This window comes from Caldithrix abyssi DSM 13497, from assembly GCF_001886815.1.
GTDB lineage: Bacteria > Calditrichota > Calditrichia > Calditrichales > Calditrichaceae > Caldithrix > Caldithrix abyssi.
In genome coordinates this window covers 537,779-554,987 of sequence record NZ_CP018099.1, presented here as the reverse complement: position 1 = coordinate 554,987, position 17,209 = coordinate 537,779, and the positions used below count along the sequence as shown (strand labels likewise).

General features: G+C 45.1%; 17 protein-coding genes and 1 tRNA gene. 4 read left to right on the top strand and 14 right to left on the bottom strand.

Annotated features, from left to right (window positions below; genetic code table 11):
- Positions 1–6: 6 nt before the first annotated feature.
- Entirely contained in the window at positions 7–2,115 is a 2,109-nt protein-coding gene (locus Cabys_RS02240) for a S8/S53 family peptidase (protein ID WP_006928482.1), read from the top strand.
- A gap of 409 nt (positions 2,116–2,524) precedes the next feature.
- Complete coding sequence (locus tag Cabys_RS02235) at positions 2,525–2,980, top strand: heme-binding domain-containing protein (protein ID WP_006928481.1); 456 nt, start codon at positions 2,525–2,527, stop codon at positions 2,978–2,980.
- A gap of 328 nt (positions 2,981–3,308) precedes the next feature.
- On the opposite strand, the gene Cabys_RS02230 is transcribed toward Cabys_RS02235, so the two are convergent.
- The 7 genes from Cabys_RS02230 to amrS all read right to left on the bottom strand — a co-directional run bounded on the left by Cabys_RS02230 (position 3,309) and on the right by amrS (position 8,826).
- Positions 3,309–4,256: an Ig-like domain-containing protein gene (locus tag Cabys_RS02230; protein ID WP_006928479.1), complete on the bottom strand. Its 948-nt coding sequence runs from the start codon at positions 4,254–4,256 to the stop codon at positions 3,309–3,311.
- 95 nt (positions 4,257–4,351) lie between these two features.
- Complete coding sequence (locus tag Cabys_RS02225; RefSeq protein WP_006928476.1) at positions 4,352–4,690, bottom strand: AtuA-related protein; 339 nt, start codon at positions 4,688–4,690, stop codon at positions 4,352–4,354.
- A 106-nt stretch (positions 4,691–4,796) separates the two neighbouring features.
- The gene (locus Cabys_RS02220; protein ID WP_006928474.1) at positions 4,797–6,161 is read right to left on the bottom strand and encodes an acyclic terpene utilization AtuA family protein; all 1,365 of its coding nucleotides are present in this window, start codon (positions 6,159–6,161) and stop codon (positions 4,797–4,799) included.
- Positions 6,162–6,317: 156 nt separating this feature from the next.
- On the bottom strand, positions 6,318–6,914 hold the full coding sequence (locus Cabys_RS02215; RefSeq protein ID WP_006928473.1) for a hypothetical protein: 597 nt from the start codon (positions 6,912–6,914) through the stop codon (positions 6,318–6,320).
- Positions 6,915–7,005: 91 nt separating this feature from the next.
- Complete coding sequence (locus Cabys_RS02210) at positions 7,006–7,215, bottom strand: GIY-YIG nuclease family protein (RefSeq protein ID WP_071777815.1); 210 nt, start codon at positions 7,213–7,215, stop codon at positions 7,006–7,008.
- 27 nt (positions 7,216–7,242) lie between these two features.
- A tRNA-Asn gene (locus tag Cabys_RS02205) sits at positions 7,243–7,315 on the bottom strand.
- Positions 7,316–7,800: 485 nt separating this feature from the next.
- Entirely contained in the window at positions 7,801–8,826 is a 1,026-nt protein-coding gene (amrS, locus tag Cabys_RS02200; protein WP_044281133.1) for an AmmeMemoRadiSam system radical SAM enzyme, read from the bottom strand.
- Positions 8,827–9,007: 181 nt separating this feature from the next.
- Between amrS and Cabys_RS02195 the strand changes: the two genes are divergently transcribed.
- Together Cabys_RS02195 and Cabys_RS02190 are read left to right on the top strand one after the other, a co-directional pair.
- Positions 9,008–9,214, top strand: a complete 207-nt coding sequence (locus Cabys_RS02195) for a hypothetical protein (RefSeq protein ID WP_006928468.1) — start codon at positions 9,008–9,010, stop codon at positions 9,212–9,214.
- The gene (locus Cabys_RS02190; protein WP_006928465.1) at positions 9,215–10,408 is read left to right on the top strand and encodes an ATP-binding response regulator; all 1,194 of its coding nucleotides are present in this window, start codon (positions 9,215–9,217) and stop codon (positions 10,406–10,408) included.
- On the opposite strand, the gene Cabys_RS02185 is transcribed toward Cabys_RS02190, so the two are convergent.
- From Cabys_RS02185 to panB, 7 genes are all read right to left on the bottom strand, one after another.
- Complete coding sequence (locus Cabys_RS02185; RefSeq protein WP_006928463.1) at positions 10,409–11,308, bottom strand: PfkB family carbohydrate kinase; 900 nt, start codon at positions 11,306–11,308, stop codon at positions 10,409–10,411.
- 12 nt (positions 11,309–11,320) lie between these two features.
- Positions 11,321–12,955 carry an arginine--tRNA ligase gene (gene argS, locus Cabys_RS02180; RefSeq protein WP_006928461.1) on the bottom strand — a complete coding sequence of 545 codons (1,635 nt, stop codon included), beginning with the start codon at positions 12,953–12,955 and terminating at the stop codon, positions 11,321–11,323.
- A complete protein-coding gene (rsfS, locus tag Cabys_RS02175; RefSeq protein WP_006928456.1) occupies positions 12,952–13,305 on the bottom strand; it encodes a ribosome silencing factor in 354 nt (117 codons plus the stop codon). Before rsfS ends, argS begins: the two co-directional genes overlap by 4 nt.
- A complete protein-coding gene (locus Cabys_RS02170; protein ID WP_006928451.1) occupies positions 13,302–13,946 on the bottom strand; it encodes a LytR C-terminal domain-containing protein in 645 nt (214 codons plus the stop codon). The genes rsfS and Cabys_RS02170 overlap by 4 nt, the downstream gene beginning before the upstream one ends.
- Positions 13,947–14,162: 216 nt before the next feature.
- Entirely contained in the window at positions 14,163–14,630 is a 468-nt protein-coding gene (locus tag Cabys_RS02165; protein ID WP_006928450.1) for a hypothetical protein, read from the bottom strand.
- Between the two features lie 665 nt (positions 14,631–15,295).
- Positions 15,296–16,144, bottom strand: a complete 849-nt coding sequence (panC, locus tag Cabys_RS02160; protein WP_044281802.1) for a pantoate--beta-alanine ligase — start codon at positions 16,142–16,144, stop codon at positions 15,296–15,298.
- On the bottom strand, positions 16,131–16,946 hold the full coding sequence (panB, locus tag Cabys_RS02155; RefSeq protein WP_006928448.1) for a 3-methyl-2-oxobutanoate hydroxymethyltransferase: 816 nt from the start codon (positions 16,944–16,946) through the stop codon (positions 16,131–16,133). The genes panC and panB overlap by 14 nt, the downstream gene beginning before the upstream one ends.
- Positions 16,947–17,209: the final 263 nt, after the last annotated feature.

The following is a 17,209-nucleotide window of genomic DNA, read 5'->3' as shown; positions in this document are numbered from 1 at the left end:
AAAATTATGCGTTTTTTTGTGCTGCTTTTTTTAAGCGTGTCCCTTCTTTTTGCTCAATATATCGATCCTTACTTAACTCACCTTTCTAAAACTTCGTTGAGTAAGACGAGTGAACCGCGAATTTTGAATATGATCGTCAAAGGCGATGAAAATATTGCGCATGCGCTGTACCAGAACGGCTTTGACGTTCAAAGCGCCGTGGGCGAGTTCGCCACGGTCCGTGTGCCGCAACAACGGATCAACGATTTACTTACGGTGAAAGGCATTAAAAAAATATTCTATGGCGTTAAGAGCAAACCGCTTAACTCCGTAGCCGTTCGCTATCAAAATGTTTTTTCTGCTTATGAAAAAGGCTACACGGGCTCCAATGTAATTGCCGGCATTATTGACACAGGCATTGATTTTTATCATCCCATGTTTATTAAAAACGGTCAAACACGCATTCTGGCCATCTGGGACCAGAGCCTTGACGGCAATCCACCCCAAGGTTATAGCTATGGCACCGAGTTTACAGAGGCGCAAATCAATCAGGACTTACAATCCGGTTCGCCTTACAGCATTGTCAATCATCACGATACCGACGGCCATGGCACGCATGTGGCCGGCTCTTTTGTTGGCGCAGATCCTACGGCAACGCCTGCCGACACGCTCGATGGCGGCGCGCGAGACGCCAGCATTGTGGTGGTCAAAACCACCTTTCAGAACGCTGACATTCTGGATGCCATCAACTACATCTTTGATATTGCCGAACAGCAAAACAAACCCTGCGTCATTAACATCAGCCTTGGGCATCAATACGGCCCTCACGACGGCACCGATGATTTCAATAGCGCCGTGCAAAATTTAGTGGGGCCGGGACGCATTGTGGTGCGCGCCGCCGGTAACGATGGCGCCAAAGCCGTCCACTATTTCAATGACACAGAAGTCAGCAGCGAGAGTATTCGTTTTTTATACACCGACTATTTGACCTTGTGGCTGGAAAATGGCGACCGCCTGACCAGCGTAAGCCTTAGCTGGTCGTCCGGCTCCATTACCAATGTAACCTTAAACGGCCACAAAACAAGTAGCGGAATCGATCTTTATTTAATACCCGGCACCGCGCATAACAACGGAAAAATTGCGGTTTATGTTTTTATGGATAACAACACTCTTAAAAACGAAACCTTTACCCTTACCTTAAACGGATTGCAGGATAGCAATGGCAATAATCGTATTGTTCGACATGCCTGGGCCGACAGCTCTGTTTTTGAGTCTCCTTACGGCGCCTTTTCACAGGGCACATTGTACGGCAATAATTTTTATCCTTACACCCTGTCTAACGACGCCTGCAATCCGCTGGTGGTTACCGTGGGCGCTTTTATTACGCGCGCAAGCTGGCCGGCCAGTAATGGCTATACTTACCATTATCCCAATAGCGGCGATAATGGCGGCATTGCATCTTTTAGCTCCATCGGCCCGACAGGCAGCGAAGGGCAGAAACCGGACGTCATTGCCGGCGGCGCCATTATTCTTTCGGCCCGCAGCCAGGACGCCAGCTATGGGGTGGAATTTTTGCCCCCTGCGCCGTACACCGATCACTACGCATACATGCAGGGCACTTCTATGGCTTCGCCGGTTGCTTCCGGCGCCATTGCCCTTCTGCTGGAAAAAAATCCGGATTGGGGCCCGAATGAGTTGTTTGACTATCTCCACAATCATGCGCAGGGCACGCAACGTGAAGCCGGCGTCACGGCCGATGAGCTGAAGGTGAAAGACAATCCCAACACTTGGGACCGGGTTTTCGGTTATGGCGCCATCGATTTAAACGACGCCTTTGTTACGGATATTAACGAGCAAACAACGCAAAGTCCTGAAACTTTTGCTCTACTCCAGAACTATCCGAATCCCTTCAATCCGCTGACCACCATCGAATACTATTTGCCCAAAACGCAAAGAGTGACCCTCCGCGTTTACAACGCCAGAGGCCAACTCATCCAGACGCTGGTTGAAGGGCAGCAGTTTAAAGGGACGAAAAAAATCGTCTTTAACGCTTCAAACCTGGCCAGCGGCATCTATTTTTACCGGTTAAAAACCGAACAGGGCCAGCTTACCAGAAAGATGGTGCTGATTAAATAAAGCGTTTGGCTACCTACCAACCGTTTATTATGGAAAAGGCATCTCGCAAACGCGGGATGCCTTTTTAGCTTGTGGAGGCGACTGTGATTGACAAGAATGGCCGGGTGAATGTTACTCCGGCACCGTTGGATGACAGGAGTGGAAGAGTTAAAAGTTTAACCATTGTGAGATTTTTGCGAACTTTACAACTTCTTTGCGCTCTTTTCATTTCCGATTTTTTTCTTGCCGCCATGCTGTCTTATCCATTTAATTAAAACTCCAATTCCACCGACTGCGCTTAAAAAACCGATGCTTGCAATAGCATGCTTTGAAAAGTATATTTATTACGTCAAATAAAGACGTTCAGCGTCTGGAAGAATTTTAATAAACTTTGCAATTGTGCGATTCAATTGGCGAAAGGAATGGCATCATGAAGCGCAATATTTTAATTATTCTGGCGTTCATAATAATCGGCATTCAACTGGTGCCTTATGGCAGAGATCACGATAATCCGCCGGTTGTCAGAGAGCCGAACTGGGACAGCCCTAAAACGCGCGCTTTGTTTTTTCGGGCATGCGCCGACTGCCACAGCAACCAGACGCAGTGGCCGTGGTACAGCCATATTGCCCCTGTGTCCTGGCTGGTTCAATACGACGTAAATGAAGGTCGCGAGCATTTTAATGTTTCAATGTGGGGCGTACAAAAACGGAATGAGGGCGACGAGGCGGCGGAAGAACTCACAGAGGGCGAAATGCCTCTCTGGTTTTACGTGATTCTTCATCCCAAAGCCAGATTATCGGAAGGTGAAAAAAATGAATTAATAAAAGGGCTTAAAGCGACATTTGGCGGTGAGGAAACAAGCAGCAAAGCTTATGAAGACGATTAATGGAGATCTCAAGGTAGCCAAAACTCCAGTAGAAATGAGCAAATTGAAAGCAATGTAAATAAGACTCAATTTTCTTCTAAAAAAATGCCGCTTTCAATTTTGACCTGTCATCGTTTTAACGACTACTGCCTTCCTTTTGCGGATGCTTAAATCCGTCGTGAAAATGCAAAACACCTGTCAAAGCTCGGGCCGCAAAGCATTAAAGATAAAGCAAACACAACCAAAAGCTGTGCGATCCTTCTAATGTTCTTAGCCGTTTCAAAATTAAAGTAAAAGAAAAAGGGGCATCAACGCCCCTTTTTCAAAGTAGTTTTCCATCTGCCATGCTTTATTGAGTAACTGTTATCACAATTAAGCCGCTCGTTCCAAGATTTCCGGCTTCGTCATAAGCCTTAACATATAAGGAGTGCGTGGTGGGGACTGTATCCGCAACCGTCGCCGTATTCCACTGGAATACCCAGGGCGATGCGGGATCGGTTACCGAATTGGTCAAAATACCATCCACAAAGAACTCTGCTTTTGTGACCTTTACATTGTCCTGCAAATCAACCGAAACATTAATCGTACCCTTAACGGTTGAGCCTGCGATCGGATACAGGAAGAGGGCTCTGGGCGCCACATTATCCGCCGTGGGACCGGTGCGCGGGTAAACGGTAACCGTTACCACCGGCGAAAAAGCATTGTTGTTTCCGCCGTCGATGGCTTCGGCATAAATGGTGTGGCTGGTCGAATCGGAATAACCCGTGGTGTTCCAGTTGTAGATATAAGGATAATCGGACGTGCTGTGTACCTGCTGGCCATCGATGTAAAACCGCACTTCCTGCACCGAGCGATCATCATCGGCATGGGCCACCACATTTACAATGCCTTCCACCGTTTGCCCGGACTGCGGATTTAAAATAACCACCGTGGGATCCACGTTATCTTCACCATCGGCAATCACAAAGGTAACCGTTGGCGAAAAGCCAATATTGCCTTCCTTATCTCTGGCTGCGGCCAGCATCACATGCGGTATCTTCTTTTCGTAGCCCTGAATATTAAAATTGACTTTGTACGGCGATGTGCTTGTCCTTCCCACTTCTTCGCCATCCACGTAAATCCACACCGATTCCACCTGATCGTCGTCCGAGGCCTCCACAGTAAACTGTACATTGTCCGAAATAACTGCGCCTTCATACGGAAAAATAACGCGCACCACAGGCGGAATGATATCTGCTGGTTCGGGCAAAGAGCAGGCCAATAATAGTAAGCTGATAAAAACAAGCATTTTCTTCATGCAGGCATCTCCTGTATTTTGCAATGCATTTTTTACGAATTAACTGACTGTACTGTTTAATCGACCGTTTCCATTGGAAAATTAGTCAAAATTTATCAGTCCTTTCCAGCAAACAGCTCATCGGGCACTTCAATTTCCATACGAAGCAGGGCGGTGCTCATGGTCTTCCCCTGGGCATCGTGCTTGAGGGTGGTGGTGCCGCCCCCGCCCAGCGCGTTGTGCAGCAAAAAATTAAGCGCGCCGATGTTGGGCATCTCAAAACGTTCCACCGGCCCTTTAACCATTTCGCCGAAATGTGCTTTAACGCGCTCGGCGGTTACTTCTTTTTTTAAAATTTCATAAAATTCCGCTTTCAGGGCAATAACGCCCACATTGGCCGTATCGCCTTTATCCCCGGAGCGGGCATGCGCCAGTTTTATTAATTTAACTTTCATCCTTACTCCTCTAACTGCTATTCAATGTTGCGCTTAAGCTCACTCGAGCCCATTTGTTGCGTCTTTTGTTTTTCTTCGATTTTATATTGGCGTTTTACCATGCCGTTTACACCACCTCAATGGTCAGCACTTTAGGCGTCACCTCTTCTTTTTTAAGCAAAGCCGGCCAGTAGGCGATCACTTCACGCACACGTGGCCGCCCGCCGCCAAAACCGGTGACCGTCGGCGGACCGGTCAAAACCAGAGGCACAATTTCATTGGCAAAGGTTTCCATGTGTTTTTTATTCTGGCCGCGAACGCCGATCAAAAACACGACTTCATTCGGATCCGCAATCTGATGTGCCGTTGTGCCGTGACAGGCGTTGTATCCTAAGAATTCCGTATGTATCTCTTCAAAGTTCAGGCCAAGATATTCAATTCTTTTACGAATAATTTCGTCCGCTTTTTTGGCTTTTTCCAGAGCCTCGGGCCAGGCGTAGGTTAACTGCCCGATGCATGTGTAGCCGTCAAAATAGGAGATGGAAACCTTGTAAAATTCGGTGAAGGGTTGACCTTTAATGCCAAAGACTTTTACGCGATTTTCACCTATCTGCCGCAACTGAATAGAAGTAAAATCAGCTACCACGTCTGGCGTGATGTAATCTCGGGGATCGCCCAGTTCGTACACCAACTGTTCTTTAACCGTCCGTTCATCCACCAGGCCGCCCAGTGATTCGTGTTTGGTGATGATTAAAGTTCCGTCCGGAAAGGCCTCGACAATAGGAAAGCCGATGCGTTCCATGTTGGGCACTTCTTTCCAGCCGGCCAGAAAGTTACCGCCGCTGGCCTGCGCGCCACACTCATTAATATGTCCGCCGACAATTCCGGCTGCCAGTTTGTCCCATTCATCCCATTGCCAGCCAAATTCGTGAATCATTGGCGCCAGAGTTAGTCCCGTATCGGTAACGCGGCCGGTGATAATCACCTGCGCCCCCTGTTCCAGCGCTTCCACAACCGGCCTGGCGCCAAAATACACATTAGCGCTGCTGATTCGATCGCGTATCTTCTCAATCGGCTCTCCGGTCTCCATATTACGCAGTTCATTACCGGAGGCCACCAGGCCGTCAATGTGATTCAAAATGTCATCGCCGTAAACCGCCGCAATGCGCACGCCTTCCAATCCTTTGCGCTCCGCAATTTCGCGCACGGCTAACATGCAGGCCACAGGATTAACTCCGCCGGCATTGGTTATTAATTTGACGTTTTTCTCTACCAGCTCCGGAAGCAAGACCTCCATCAGGCGAATAAAATCTTTGGCATAACCCAAATTTGGATCGCGTGATTTCTGTTTTTGCATAATGGACATGGTTACCTCGGCCAGATAATCCATGACCAGGTAATCAATCGGCCCCTCGCGCACCTGATCAATCGGCGCATCAAAACGATCCCCCCAGTATCCCTGTCCACTGGCAATACGAATGAATTCTTTCATGTAAGGCTCCTGCTTTATTTAAGTTGTTAAATCTACCTGTTTAAATCTTATTTAAGATTGTTCAGGAACACAGAATTAAAATGTTAAAGTTCTTATTAATCCATCCCACATTCATCTCATCACCTGGCAATTTTAACCTATCTTTAAAATCCCACTCTACTTAATTTTTTTTAGAATTAACCAGGTTTGTGCGTCAAATGGTAATTTTCCTGTTAGATATTTAACCGACTTCCGCTCGACTTTTGAAGCGTCATTAACCAGCACCTTTTCCGCGGAAATTCCCGTCACGCGATAGCCGCTTTTGCGAAACAGTCGGTCTATTTTATCCCGGATCGGGTGAGTGAAAAGAATTGTCGCTACCCAATCATTAATATTTACGCTGTCTATTTTCAGCCTCCCGCGTTCTGCCTGCCATTCCGGAGATTCGGCCGCGCGGCGCATTAAAAATGTTACCAGCCAGGGATATTCAACCAGCCGCCCTAAATACAGCGAGGAAAACGTTTGCCCATTAAGCAGGGAATCCTTCTCCGTCACCAATTTTTCAATTAATTTTAGCAGATCGGCTTCAGCGATGGCGCCGTTTTCACCGGGAATCGATGTTTCAGCGCGAACTCTTAAAGTGTGCCATTTAAGATTCGCTTCGATTTTCAAAATTCCGTGGGGCGTTTTGATCTTAACCGGCTCCATTAGCTGAGCCCGGACGGAGACTTTAAAAAAAGAGATTAACGCGATTCCAATAAAAATTATTCTCATGCCTTTTCCCCCGCGGATGCACTTGCTAAGTGTACTATTTTTTTTATTAAATTTCAAAAAAAGAGTGCGTTTCTTATTAAATAAATCGTTCTCACTTTTCTGCCGTCGGACGATCCGCGAATTTCTTTGTAAAAACCAGTTGCCACGGGCGGCCGCGAACCGTCCAGCCTCTGGGAAAGCTGTTGTGGTACTTCAACCGCTCCTCGGGATCGTGCGAGATTCCAACGTAATAGCGGTCAAGTCGAGAAGAATAAAGGATGTATAAATAATAGTCTTTCATCAAATAAAAAAAAGCCTTCAAGAATTATTCTTCCCTGAAGGCTTCTTGCTCCGGCGGTAGGACTCGAACCTACAACCTAGTGGTTAACAGCCACCCGCTCTGCCAATTGAGCTACGCCGGATTTTCTTGTTTTTTTAACAGAGCCTCGAACCTACATCCCGCCACGGCGGGATAACAGCCACCCGCTCTGCCAATTGAGCTACGCCGGATTTTCTTGTTTTTTTAACAGAGCCTCGAACCTACATCCCGCCACGGCGGGATAACAGCCACCCGCTCTGCCAATTGAGCTACGCCGGATTTTCTTGTTTTTTTAACAGAGCCTCGAACCTACATCCCGCCACGGCGGGATAACAGCCACCCGCTCTGCCAATTGAGCTACGCCGGATTTTCTTGTTTTTTTAACAGAGACTCGAACCTACATCCCGCCAAGGCGGGATAACAGCCACCCGCTCTGCCCATGCCAAAACGACTGGCGAGCTTACAAGCCATTGCCGTTTTGAGCATCCAATTTTTCGGCTTTTACCGCGTCCCATGCTCAAATGAGGTGTCAAATATAAATAATCTTTTTAGTTCTGTCAATATTAAATTCGCAAAAAATTAAATTTTTTACCAGCGGCCGGCAATGATTTCAGCACAATGTTCACAACGTCCGTTTTTCAGTCCTGTGATTTTCACACGATACCAGTTACGTTCTATCAACTGGCGCCCGCAGGATGGGCAATAGGTAGTTTGACCTTCAGGATCGTGCACATTGCCCGTGTAACAATATTTAATTCCCGTCTTAAGGGCCGTCTCTCTTGCTTTTTGCAATGTTGAATAAGGAGTGGGAGGGTGATCGAGCATTTTAAAATCTGGATGAAAAGCTGTAAAATGTAAGGGCACTTCATCTCCCAGAGTATTGAGTATCCATTCGCACATTCTGGCAATTTCTTCCATGGAATCATTTTCTCCGGGTATCAACAACGTAGTAATTTCGATCCACACCCCGGTCTCTTTTTTCAACCATTCCAGGGTGTCTAAAACAGGCTGCAAATGGGCATTGGTCAGGTTATGATAAAATTGTTCGCTAAACGCCTTTAAATCCACATTGGCTCCGTCAATATCCCGAAACACCTCTTCCCTTGCTTTTTTGTCAATATAACCGTTAGTTACCATCACCGTCTTAATGCCAACCTGATGAGCCAGTTTTGAAATGTCCATCACATATTCGCCAAAAATCACCGGATCGTTGTAGGTAAAAGCAATTGACGGGCAGCCGTACTTTTGCGCCAGCCGCACAACCTCTTCCGGAGATACATTAAGCGCTTTCATTTCGTCCAGGCGGGCTTTGCTCATTGTCCAGTTCTGACAGAACTTACAGCCCAGATTACACCCTGCCGTTCCAAAACTTAAAATGTTTGTGCCCGGATAAAAATGATTTAGCGGCTTCTTTTCGATCGGATCCACAGCAAAGCCAGTGGGTCTCCCATAAGCCGTTGTGTAAAGCCTGCCGTCGATATTTTTGCGCACAAAACAAAATCCAACCTTGCCTTCAGGAATAATGCAATATCTCGGGCACAAAGTACATAAAACTCGATGGTTTTCTTGTGCTTCCCACCATCGGGCTTCTCTGGCGTTCATTGCGTTTTCCATGGCTTTTACCTGTCTTTGGTATCCTGACAATTGTATTATGCGAAAATTTATGAATAGTTTCAACTTTTAAAGAAGTGAGCAGAATTGCGTCGTTTTAGAATGAAAATATTCAATTAAAAAAAAATTATGCCGAAAAGGTAAATAAGTGAGTAACAAAACTCAGGGATGAAGGAAAAGCAATATGTCACAAAATATTTCAAATTATGAACAATTATTAGAGCTTTTGCGAACAAGATTAAGCGTTCTAAATACATCAATCTTTTTATTAGAAGAGAATTTGAATATCAATGATCCCAAAGCCAACGAATATCTGGAAAAAATTAACAACGAACTGGAACGAATTAGACAAATCATCATCGATGTACCTGAAAATCTCAGGAGTAATTAAGTGTTAGAAGAGAAGATAGAAGCTAATAACACCAGAACCCAATTAAACCGCGATTTTAAGCCCAATATTTTGGTTATTGAAGACGAACCAGAAGTTCGCGAAAGCTATATTGATATGTTTGAATTTTTAGGCTACCAGGTAGATGTAGCCGAGAATGGCATGGCCGGGCTTGAGAAGCTTAAAAAGAAAGCCTATCAAATTGTATTTACCGATTTGAACATGCCGGTAATGGATGGGCTACAAACTTTACGATTAATCAAGAAAAAATATCCGGAAACCGAAGTGATTGTCATCACCGGCTTTGCTACCATCGAAAATGCCATTAAAGCAATGAAACAGGGCGCCTTTGATTACATCACCAAACCGGTTTCTTTTGAACATGTGCGCATCGTTTTAAATCGCTGCATTCAAAACATCAACGCCCGGCGCGAAAATCAAAAGCTAAAAGACCTGAACCACCAGCTGCGCGAATTAAACGAAATGAAAAATAAATTCATCACGCTTACCAATCACGAGCTGCGCACTCCTCTGGCCGTTTTGAAAGGTTATTTCGATCTTTTAGCGATGGAATTAAATGAAAATCCAAACTCTGAAAACGTACAGGAATATCTCAACATCATCCAATCAACGCTGAATGAAATGAGCGAAATGATTGAGAATATGCACGATCTGACGCTGCTTAGCAATTACAACAGCGCCCTGCAAAAGAAAGATTTTAAAATTAATAATCTGGTTTTGAATGTTTACAAAAAAATGCACTCGTTATTTGATCTAAGAAAGATCCAGTTTTCTTACAAGCTGGATCCCAATGATCCGGTTGTAAGCATCGATCCGCAAAAGTTAGAGCGAGCCGTTGGCGAACTGGTGCAAAACGCTTTGAAATACACGCCCGAAGGCGGCAAGGTTTTACTGCGCGTCAAATTTGATCATCTTAAAAATGTGGTGTATCTGTCTGTTGCTGATACTGGCATCGGCATCCCGCACGACAAGCTGGAGCTGATTTTTGAGCCATTTTACGAAGTTCAGGACGAAATGCATCATTCAACTTCTAAAGTGCAGTTTATGGGAGGCGGCATTGGCGTTGGCCTCTCCATAGTGAAAGAAATTGTAGAAGCGCACAACGGAGAAGTGATGGTAGAAAGCAATCCCGGCAAAGGCAGTGTTTTTACCATTCTTCTTAAAGCCAAAACCTGATCAAAAAGCCGTCATCTTTTTAAATAATTTTACGCGTTCTTTAATTTCTTTCATCTTTATCTTTTCCAGCCGTTTAAAGCTAAAATCTTCCACATTAAACGAGGCAATGGTGCTGCCGTAAACGATGGCTTTTTTCAAAGTCGGTAAATCCAGAGTTTGCGCTTTAGCCAGAAAGCCCATAAAACCGCCGGCAAAGCTGTCCCCGGCGCCGGTAGGATCAACCACATTTTCCAGAGGAAAAGCCGGAACAAAAAAGAATTCTTCTTCATGATAAAGCATGGCCCCATGTTCTCCTTTTTTAACAATTACACTTTTGGGACCCATTTGGGGGATGGCCCTTGCCGCTTTAATCAGACCGTTCTCGCCCGTAATTTCTCTGACCTCTTCATCATTTAAAACAATAATATCGGTGTAAGCCAGCACCTCTTCCAGCTTTTTACGTTTACCGCTGATCCAAAAATTCATCGTATCCAGCACAATTAATTTGGGGTTTTCAATTTGCTTTAAGACTTCCAGTTGAAGTTCCGGATCGATATTGGCCAGAAAAACGAATTCGGCCTTCTGGTAGTGCTCAGGAATGACCGGCTGAAAGCGCTCAAAAACATTTAAATACGTGAACAGCGTCTCTCTTTTGTTCATGTCGTCAAAGTATCGGCCGCCCCAGCGAAAGGTTTTACCGCTTTCCATGTAAAGGCCGTCAAAATTCACTCCTCTTTTTTTCAAAAATGAGATTTTGGAAGCGTCAAAATCCGAGCCAACCACGCCCACTACGTTAACCGGCGTGAACAAGCTGGCTGCCGCGCTAAAATAAAGCGCCGAGCCGCCCAGAGAGTCTTCCACTCTGGCGGTTGGTGTTTCAATGGTATCGTAAGCTATGGAACCGACTACTAACAAGCTCATCTCTTCTCCTTTTTACATGTGTTCCGGAGCGCTAATCCCTAATACTCCCAATCCATTGGCAATAACGATGCGCACGGCATCGATCAATGCCAGCCGGGCCTGAGTCAACGCCTGATCGTCGCTGATGACGCGGCACTCTGTATAAAACTTATGAAACAGAGTGGCCAGATCGAATAAATAATTTACCATCCGATGCGGTTCAAAACTCAATGCAGCCGTCTCAATAGTCTGCGGAAACTGGACAAGATGTTTAATTAAATTCAATTCTTCTGGCGCTTTAAGCAGATTAAAATTACGACTGGCCTGAAGCTCGATTCCTCTGCTTTCCGCCAATTTCAAAATGCTGCAAATGCGCGCATGGGCATATTGGATGTAAAATACCGGATTTTCGTCCGACTGCTTTTTGGCCAGAGTTAAATCGAAATTGAGGTGCGAGTTCATACTGCGCATTAAAAAGAAAAAGCGCGTTACATCCACGCCCACCTCATCCATCAGTTCATCAAGCGTGACAAAATTAGCCTTACGCGTGGACATCTTCACTTTTTCTTCGCCCTCATAAAGCGTAACAAATTGATGAATGAGCACCTTTATTTTGTCGGCGTCATAACCAAGGGCTTTAACAGCGGCCAGCACATCAGGATAGGTTGCAATATGATCGGCGCCAAAAATATCGATGATTAAATCGAATCCTCTTTTCACCTTTTCCACATGGTAGGCAATATCGGGCAAACGGTAGGTGGGTTCTCCCGTGCTTTTAATAATGACCCGGTCTTTCTCAAAACCAAGCTTGCTGGTTAAAAACCAGACCGCGCCATCCCGCTCGGCCACCAGCCCTTTCTCTTTTAGCTGTTTGACCACTTCATCAATCTTACCTTCATCGTACAGCGACTTTTCATTGTAAAAAACATCGAACTCGAATCCAAGGCGCTTGATGGTTTTTTTGATGTCTTCAAAGATGACGTCTTCCGCATAATCTTTAAAAAAGGCAACATCTTCTTCGTCCTTCAGCGCATCGCCTTTTTCTTCAAAAATACGGCGGGCAATATCAATAATATACTGGCCCTGATAATAGTCCTCAGGAAATTCGATCTGCTCACCGCACAGTTCACGATAGCGCAGGCGGACGGAATCGCCTAAAATACGCATCTGACGGCCGGCATTGTTAAAATAGTATTCGCGCGTTACCTGATAACCGATGGTCTCCAACAGTCGGGCAATCGTATCGCCTAACACTGCGCCTCTTCCGTGACCAATAGTCAATGGGCCGGTAGGGTTGGCGCTCACAAACTCGATATTTGCTTTTTTGCCCCTGCCGTAAGCAGATTTTCCGAAGGCCGCCTTCTTTTCTAATATTTCGCCCAGCTGTTTGTACAAACTTACATTGGAAGCAAAAAAGTTGATAAAACCGGGACCGGCAATTTCAACCGCGGAAATGTAATCCGGATTTTGATTGATAAAATCTTTTATCTCCTCGGCAATCTGCCGTGGATTTTTTTTGAGATGGCGTGCCAGTTGCAATGCCAGGTTGGAAGCAAAATCGCCAAACTTTTCCTCTCTGGGACGTTCGAGAATGATTTCTACATCTTTAATATTATGAGCCTTTAGAAATCGCTGCAGCTCCTGAACAATATATTCCTGGGTGGTCATAGTTCCTCTTCGGTAATTAATTCCATTTTTGCGTCTGCATAAAGTCGTTCAATGCCGTAAAACTCGCGTGTTTCATGGTTAAAAATGTGGACAACCACATCCACATAATCCAGTAATACCCACCGCAAATAGTCATATCCTTCTTTGCTGTAGGCTTTAATACCCTGTTTGGCCAGCTCGTCTTCAATATGATCGCTAATCGCCTTGATTTGCAGGCTGGATTCGCCGGTCATCAAAATAAAATAATCTGCGTAATCGATAATTTCTTTTAAATTTAAGATGGTTATTTGTTTGGCTTTTTTATCTAAAGCCAGATCGGCTATTTTTTTTACCAGTTCATCTGATGTCATTCACTCTTTCCTTTAAAAATTTTTAATGTTTTAAAATCCTGACCAATAATAATTGTAATATCGGCAATGGGATTGGGATTATTAAACGATTCGATCTGTTCATTTGAAATACCGATTTGCTCGGCCAGTTTTTGGGCCTTTTCCCTGGTTTTTTCAGAATTAACCTGATCGATAATGCGCGTTTTTTTTACCTCAAAAAACGGCTTGCCCTTTTTTAAATAATTGCCTGTATTCACCACGTCGTAATTTAAAGCCATTAATTTGTCGCTTAACATTTTGGCCACTCCCTGCTCCCCGCAGCCGTTGAGTATTTCGACCTGGAGGGCGGGTAAAAACGGCTCCGCCGGAGGCGCTTCTTGCGCATCGGTTTTGTCCACAGGAAGTTCCGGTCGCTCGATAACTTTTTCCATCGGTGTGGAAACGCCGGAGCTCAACTGGTCAAGGGCCGGTAATTTTTCTTTTACCACGGGCAGTAAGTAAATGTAACCCAGGTACAAAATTCCAATGACCACGGCAAAGAAAATCGCATTCTTTAAAAAAGCCCATGCCCGATTGCTTTTCTGCGGCCGTTTTCTACCTTTTACGCGAATGGTTTTACTGCGGTTGATTGTTTGCGTACTTATCCTTCTGCGATGTCTCAATTTATCTTCCTGCGTTTACCTGATTAGTCTATTAAACGTGCGGAATTTAATGAAAATCAAGTTTAAATTCTAATATTTTTGAAAATATTCAGATTTGCCGCCTATTTCGTTAAGTGGGAAAACGGAGCACTTTTTGTTTAGCCCCGTTCAATAAGTGCGGTTCTGTTTAAAATGATCGTTTTTAGCGAACCACAAATCGTATTAAATCTTTTTCCCTTAATATCCAAATGCGGAAAACTCCCCCAGCATGGGCCGATAAAAAGGAGCGCTGTTAAATTCCAGCGTTATCTTGCTATTTTCTGAAATTTTGTAATGTAATTGCGCTCCGCCGAAAAATTGCGGCTTGTTCAGATAAAACTCCTGACCAAAGGTATTATAGGGCGAAGACATAATGCCAATGTTAGCGCGCAGCCACAACTTGTCGGAAAACTGATAATCAATGGTGTTCATGTAGCTGCTTAACATCATGCTTTGGCCGCCCATGGCGCCAAAAGACATGGACACCGAATGATGCATCTGTAATTTATCGGGATTTAAAAATCCACTAAATAATGATGGCTGCGGATTGCTGAGAATGGTCGAAATATTCGGATGGGTCGGTTGATTTCTAAACTGCGCAGAAAGCGGTAAGGTCATAATAAAAAACACAATTACAAACAATATCACCTGTAATTTTTTTTCCATGATTCCGACCTCACGTTTTTATTCTTCAAAATCAGATGTTTTAACTCCGATTTTTTTTATTTGTTTCTTAAAAATAAAACAGTTCACAACAAAAGGCAAGCCTGTATCGGCAATTTCCGAATGTCCCCCAAAATTTCAAACAAAGAACTTATAATCGATTGATATTTAAGAGAGTACATTAGCTGAATGTATGAAAAACTCACCTCATTCCCCGCCTTGCTCTATGAGTCTTTTTGCAAAGAGAGGGGGACAAGAGCACCCATAACGTGTTAATAAGTATGAGGTTAGGGGGTGAGTTGTAAAAATGATCTTAGAAAAAATATTGTAATCTTAAAAAATTTGGGGGACATTCAGTGTATCGGCAATTTCCGATCTTGTAATTCAGGTTTACGTTTCTACATATGTTCTGTAAATCAATTGCCGTGTGAAAAATATTTTACATTTAACGTTGGTTTCGCTCAACTCTTTAAATTATTGCCAATTTTACAATATTCCTGTCCCCAAAATATTGCAGGCTGCACCGTGCGTGAGAAGGTTTTACAAAATTACTTAGACCCGTCAATACACATTACAGATCACCCCTCACTCATTACCAGGTGGTCTGCTCCGCGATTTCTTTTTATCCCTTGCGGTTGATTTTTACCTGTATCTTTTCCGCCTCGGAATCAACCTTTCTGTAGAATAATATTGTCAATCAATCGCGCCGGCTCAAAATAAACAGCCAGGGCAATGAGAATCGGTCTCTCGCCCGGGCGGGGCGGGCCCAGCGTTTCGGCATCCACCGCTTCGATGTAATCTATTTTCCCCGAAGATTCTGCTTCGATCAATTGCCGCATTTTTTTCTTGATGTCCTCAATGTCGTGATTGCCGTTGCTGTATTCTTGCTCGGCCATTTTTAAGCTGCGGTAAAGCACCGTGGCTTCTTTTCGCTGGCGAGGACTCAGGTACTTGTTGCGCGAACTCATAGCCAGTCCGTCTTTTTCGCGGATAATCGGCGCCACAACAATTTCCACCGGGAAATTCAGATCTTCTGCCATGCGTTTGATGATAATGGCCTGTTGGGCGTCTTTTTGTCCAAACACGGCAAAATCTGGCTGCACAATATTGAAAAGCTTGGCCACAACGGTCGTTACTCCTCTGAAATGCGTGGGACGCGACCGGCCGCAAAGCACCTGGCTTAAATCTTCGGTAATGACATAGGTTTTGTGCAAAGAGGAGTACATCTCATTGTCGTCCGGATAGAATACGGCGTCCACGCCTTCGGCCTTACATAATTGTTCGTCCCGCTCAAAATCACGCGGGTATTTTTCAAAATCTTCATTGGGTCCAAACTGCGTTGGGTTCACGTAAATGCTAACCACCACGCGTTGCGCGCGTTTTTTGGCCTGGCGGATCAAGCTCAAATGGCCTTCGTGCAAAAAGCCCATGGTCGGCACAAAACCAACCGTTTCGCCTCTGGCTTTTACGGCCTGCGTCCATGCGCGCATTTCTGGGATGGTTTTAATAACTTTCATGGTCATCGGGAAAATCTCTTTGTTTTACATCCTGTACATAATTAATAAAGGCTTCCCGCATGGTTTTAGCGAGCTGCGCATATCGACGTACAAATTTGGGCTTGAATTTTTCGTACAGCCCCAGCATATCATGGCTGACCAGAACCTGTCCGTCACAGTATTTTCCGGCGCCAATGCCAATGGTGGGGATTTTTAAGTTTTCACTGATCTCTTTCGCCAGCCTGGCGGGTATCTTTTCCAACACCAGCGAAAACACGCCGGCGTCTTCCAGTGATTTTGCTTCCTGTTTCAGTTTCTCGGCAATTTCCGCCTCTTTGCCCTGCACGCCATAACCGCCAAACAAATGAACAGATTGCGGCGTAAGCCCCAGATGGCCCATCACCGGGATGCCAATTTCAACCAGCCGCTCAATCAATGGCGCAACGGACCTGCCGCCTTCGATCTTTACCGCTTCGGCGCCGCCTTCCTGTAAAAAGCGACCCGCGTTGCGCACGCCCTCTTCCACGCTCACCTGATAACTTAGAAAGGGCATATCTGCCACCAGCAAAGCGCGATTAACCCCTTTGCGCACCGCCTTTACATAGTGCAACATCTCTTCCATGGTTACCGAAAGCGTATTTTCGTGTCCGGCCATCACCATCCCGCCCGAATCGCCAACCAGGATAATATCCACCCCGCTTTCATCCAGTAATTCGGCCATCAACGTATCGTAAGCCGTGAGCATGGCAATGGGCTCGCCCTGCGCCTTCATACGTTTGATTACGGGCACCGTAATGCGCTTGACTTCTCTTTGTACCGACATGATTTTCCAATGCTGTAGATTAAACTTTTTTTCTCAGTAAATTACGAAGCTTAATCATCAGGGGCAAACATTTCATTTAACCCGTCTGCCAGGCCGCGCAAAAATCACACGCCGTTTCCGCACACTCAAATCGACCCGTCAATAAAACGCCTAAGAGAACAAGGCCGCAACCAAAATTAACCGCAACGCGCGCAGAATAATTTTCTCGCAATAATGGCAGAAAAAGATTAAACAAATTATTCTGAGGCCAAAGCTAAACACTT

Excerpts from the sequence above, each read along its gene's own strand:
- rsfS (WP_006928456.1), bottom strand. The coding sequence starts at position 13,305 with ATGACATCAGATGAACTGGTAAAAAAAATAGCCGATCTGGCTTTAGAT.
- Cabys_RS02235 (WP_006928481.1), top strand. The coding sequence starts at position 2,525 with ATGAAGCGCAATATTTTAATTATTCTGGCGTTCATAATAATCGGCATT.
- Cabys_RS02225 (WP_006928476.1), bottom strand. The coding sequence starts at position 4,690 with ATGAAAGTTAAATTAATAAAACTGGCGCATGCCCGCTCCGGGGATAAA.
- Cabys_RS02185 (WP_006928463.1), bottom strand. The coding sequence starts at position 11,308 with ATGAGCTTGTTAGTAGTCGGTTCCATAGCTTACGATACCATTGAAACA.
- Cabys_RS02240 (WP_006928482.1), top strand. The coding sequence starts at position 7 with ATGCGTTTTTTTGTGCTGCTTTTTTTAAGCGTGTCCCTTCTTTTTGCT.
- Cabys_RS02220 (WP_006928474.1), bottom strand. The coding sequence starts at position 6,161 with ATGAAAGAATTCATTCGTATTGCCAGTGGACAGGGATACTGGGGGGAT.
- amrS (WP_044281133.1), bottom strand. The coding sequence starts at position 8,826 with ATGGAAAACGCAATGAACGCCAGAGAAGCCCGATGGTGGGAAGCACAA.
- Cabys_RS02165 (WP_006928450.1), bottom strand. The coding sequence starts at position 14,630 with ATGGAAAAAAAATTACAGGTGATATTGTTTGTAATTGTGTTTTTTATT.
- Cabys_RS02215 (WP_006928473.1), bottom strand. The coding sequence starts at position 6,914 with ATGAGAATAATTTTTATTGGAATCGCGTTAATCTCTTTTTTTAAAGTC.
- argS (WP_006928461.1), bottom strand. The coding sequence starts at position 12,955 with ATGACCACCCAGGAATATATTGTTCAGGAGCTGCAGCGATTTCTAAAG.
- Cabys_RS02230 (WP_006928479.1), bottom strand. The coding sequence starts at position 4,256 with ATGAAGAAAATGCTTGTTTTTATCAGCTTACTATTATTGGCCTGCTCT.
- panC (WP_044281802.1), bottom strand. The coding sequence starts at position 16,144 with ATGAAAGTTATTAAAACCATCCCAGAAATGCGCGCATGGACGCAGGCC.
- Cabys_RS02195 (WP_006928468.1), top strand. The coding sequence starts at position 9,008 with ATGTCACAAAATATTTCAAATTATGAACAATTATTAGAGCTTTTGCGA.
- panB (WP_006928448.1), bottom strand. The coding sequence starts at position 16,946 with ATGTCGGTACAAAGAGAAGTCAAGCGCATTACGGTGCCCGTAATCAAA.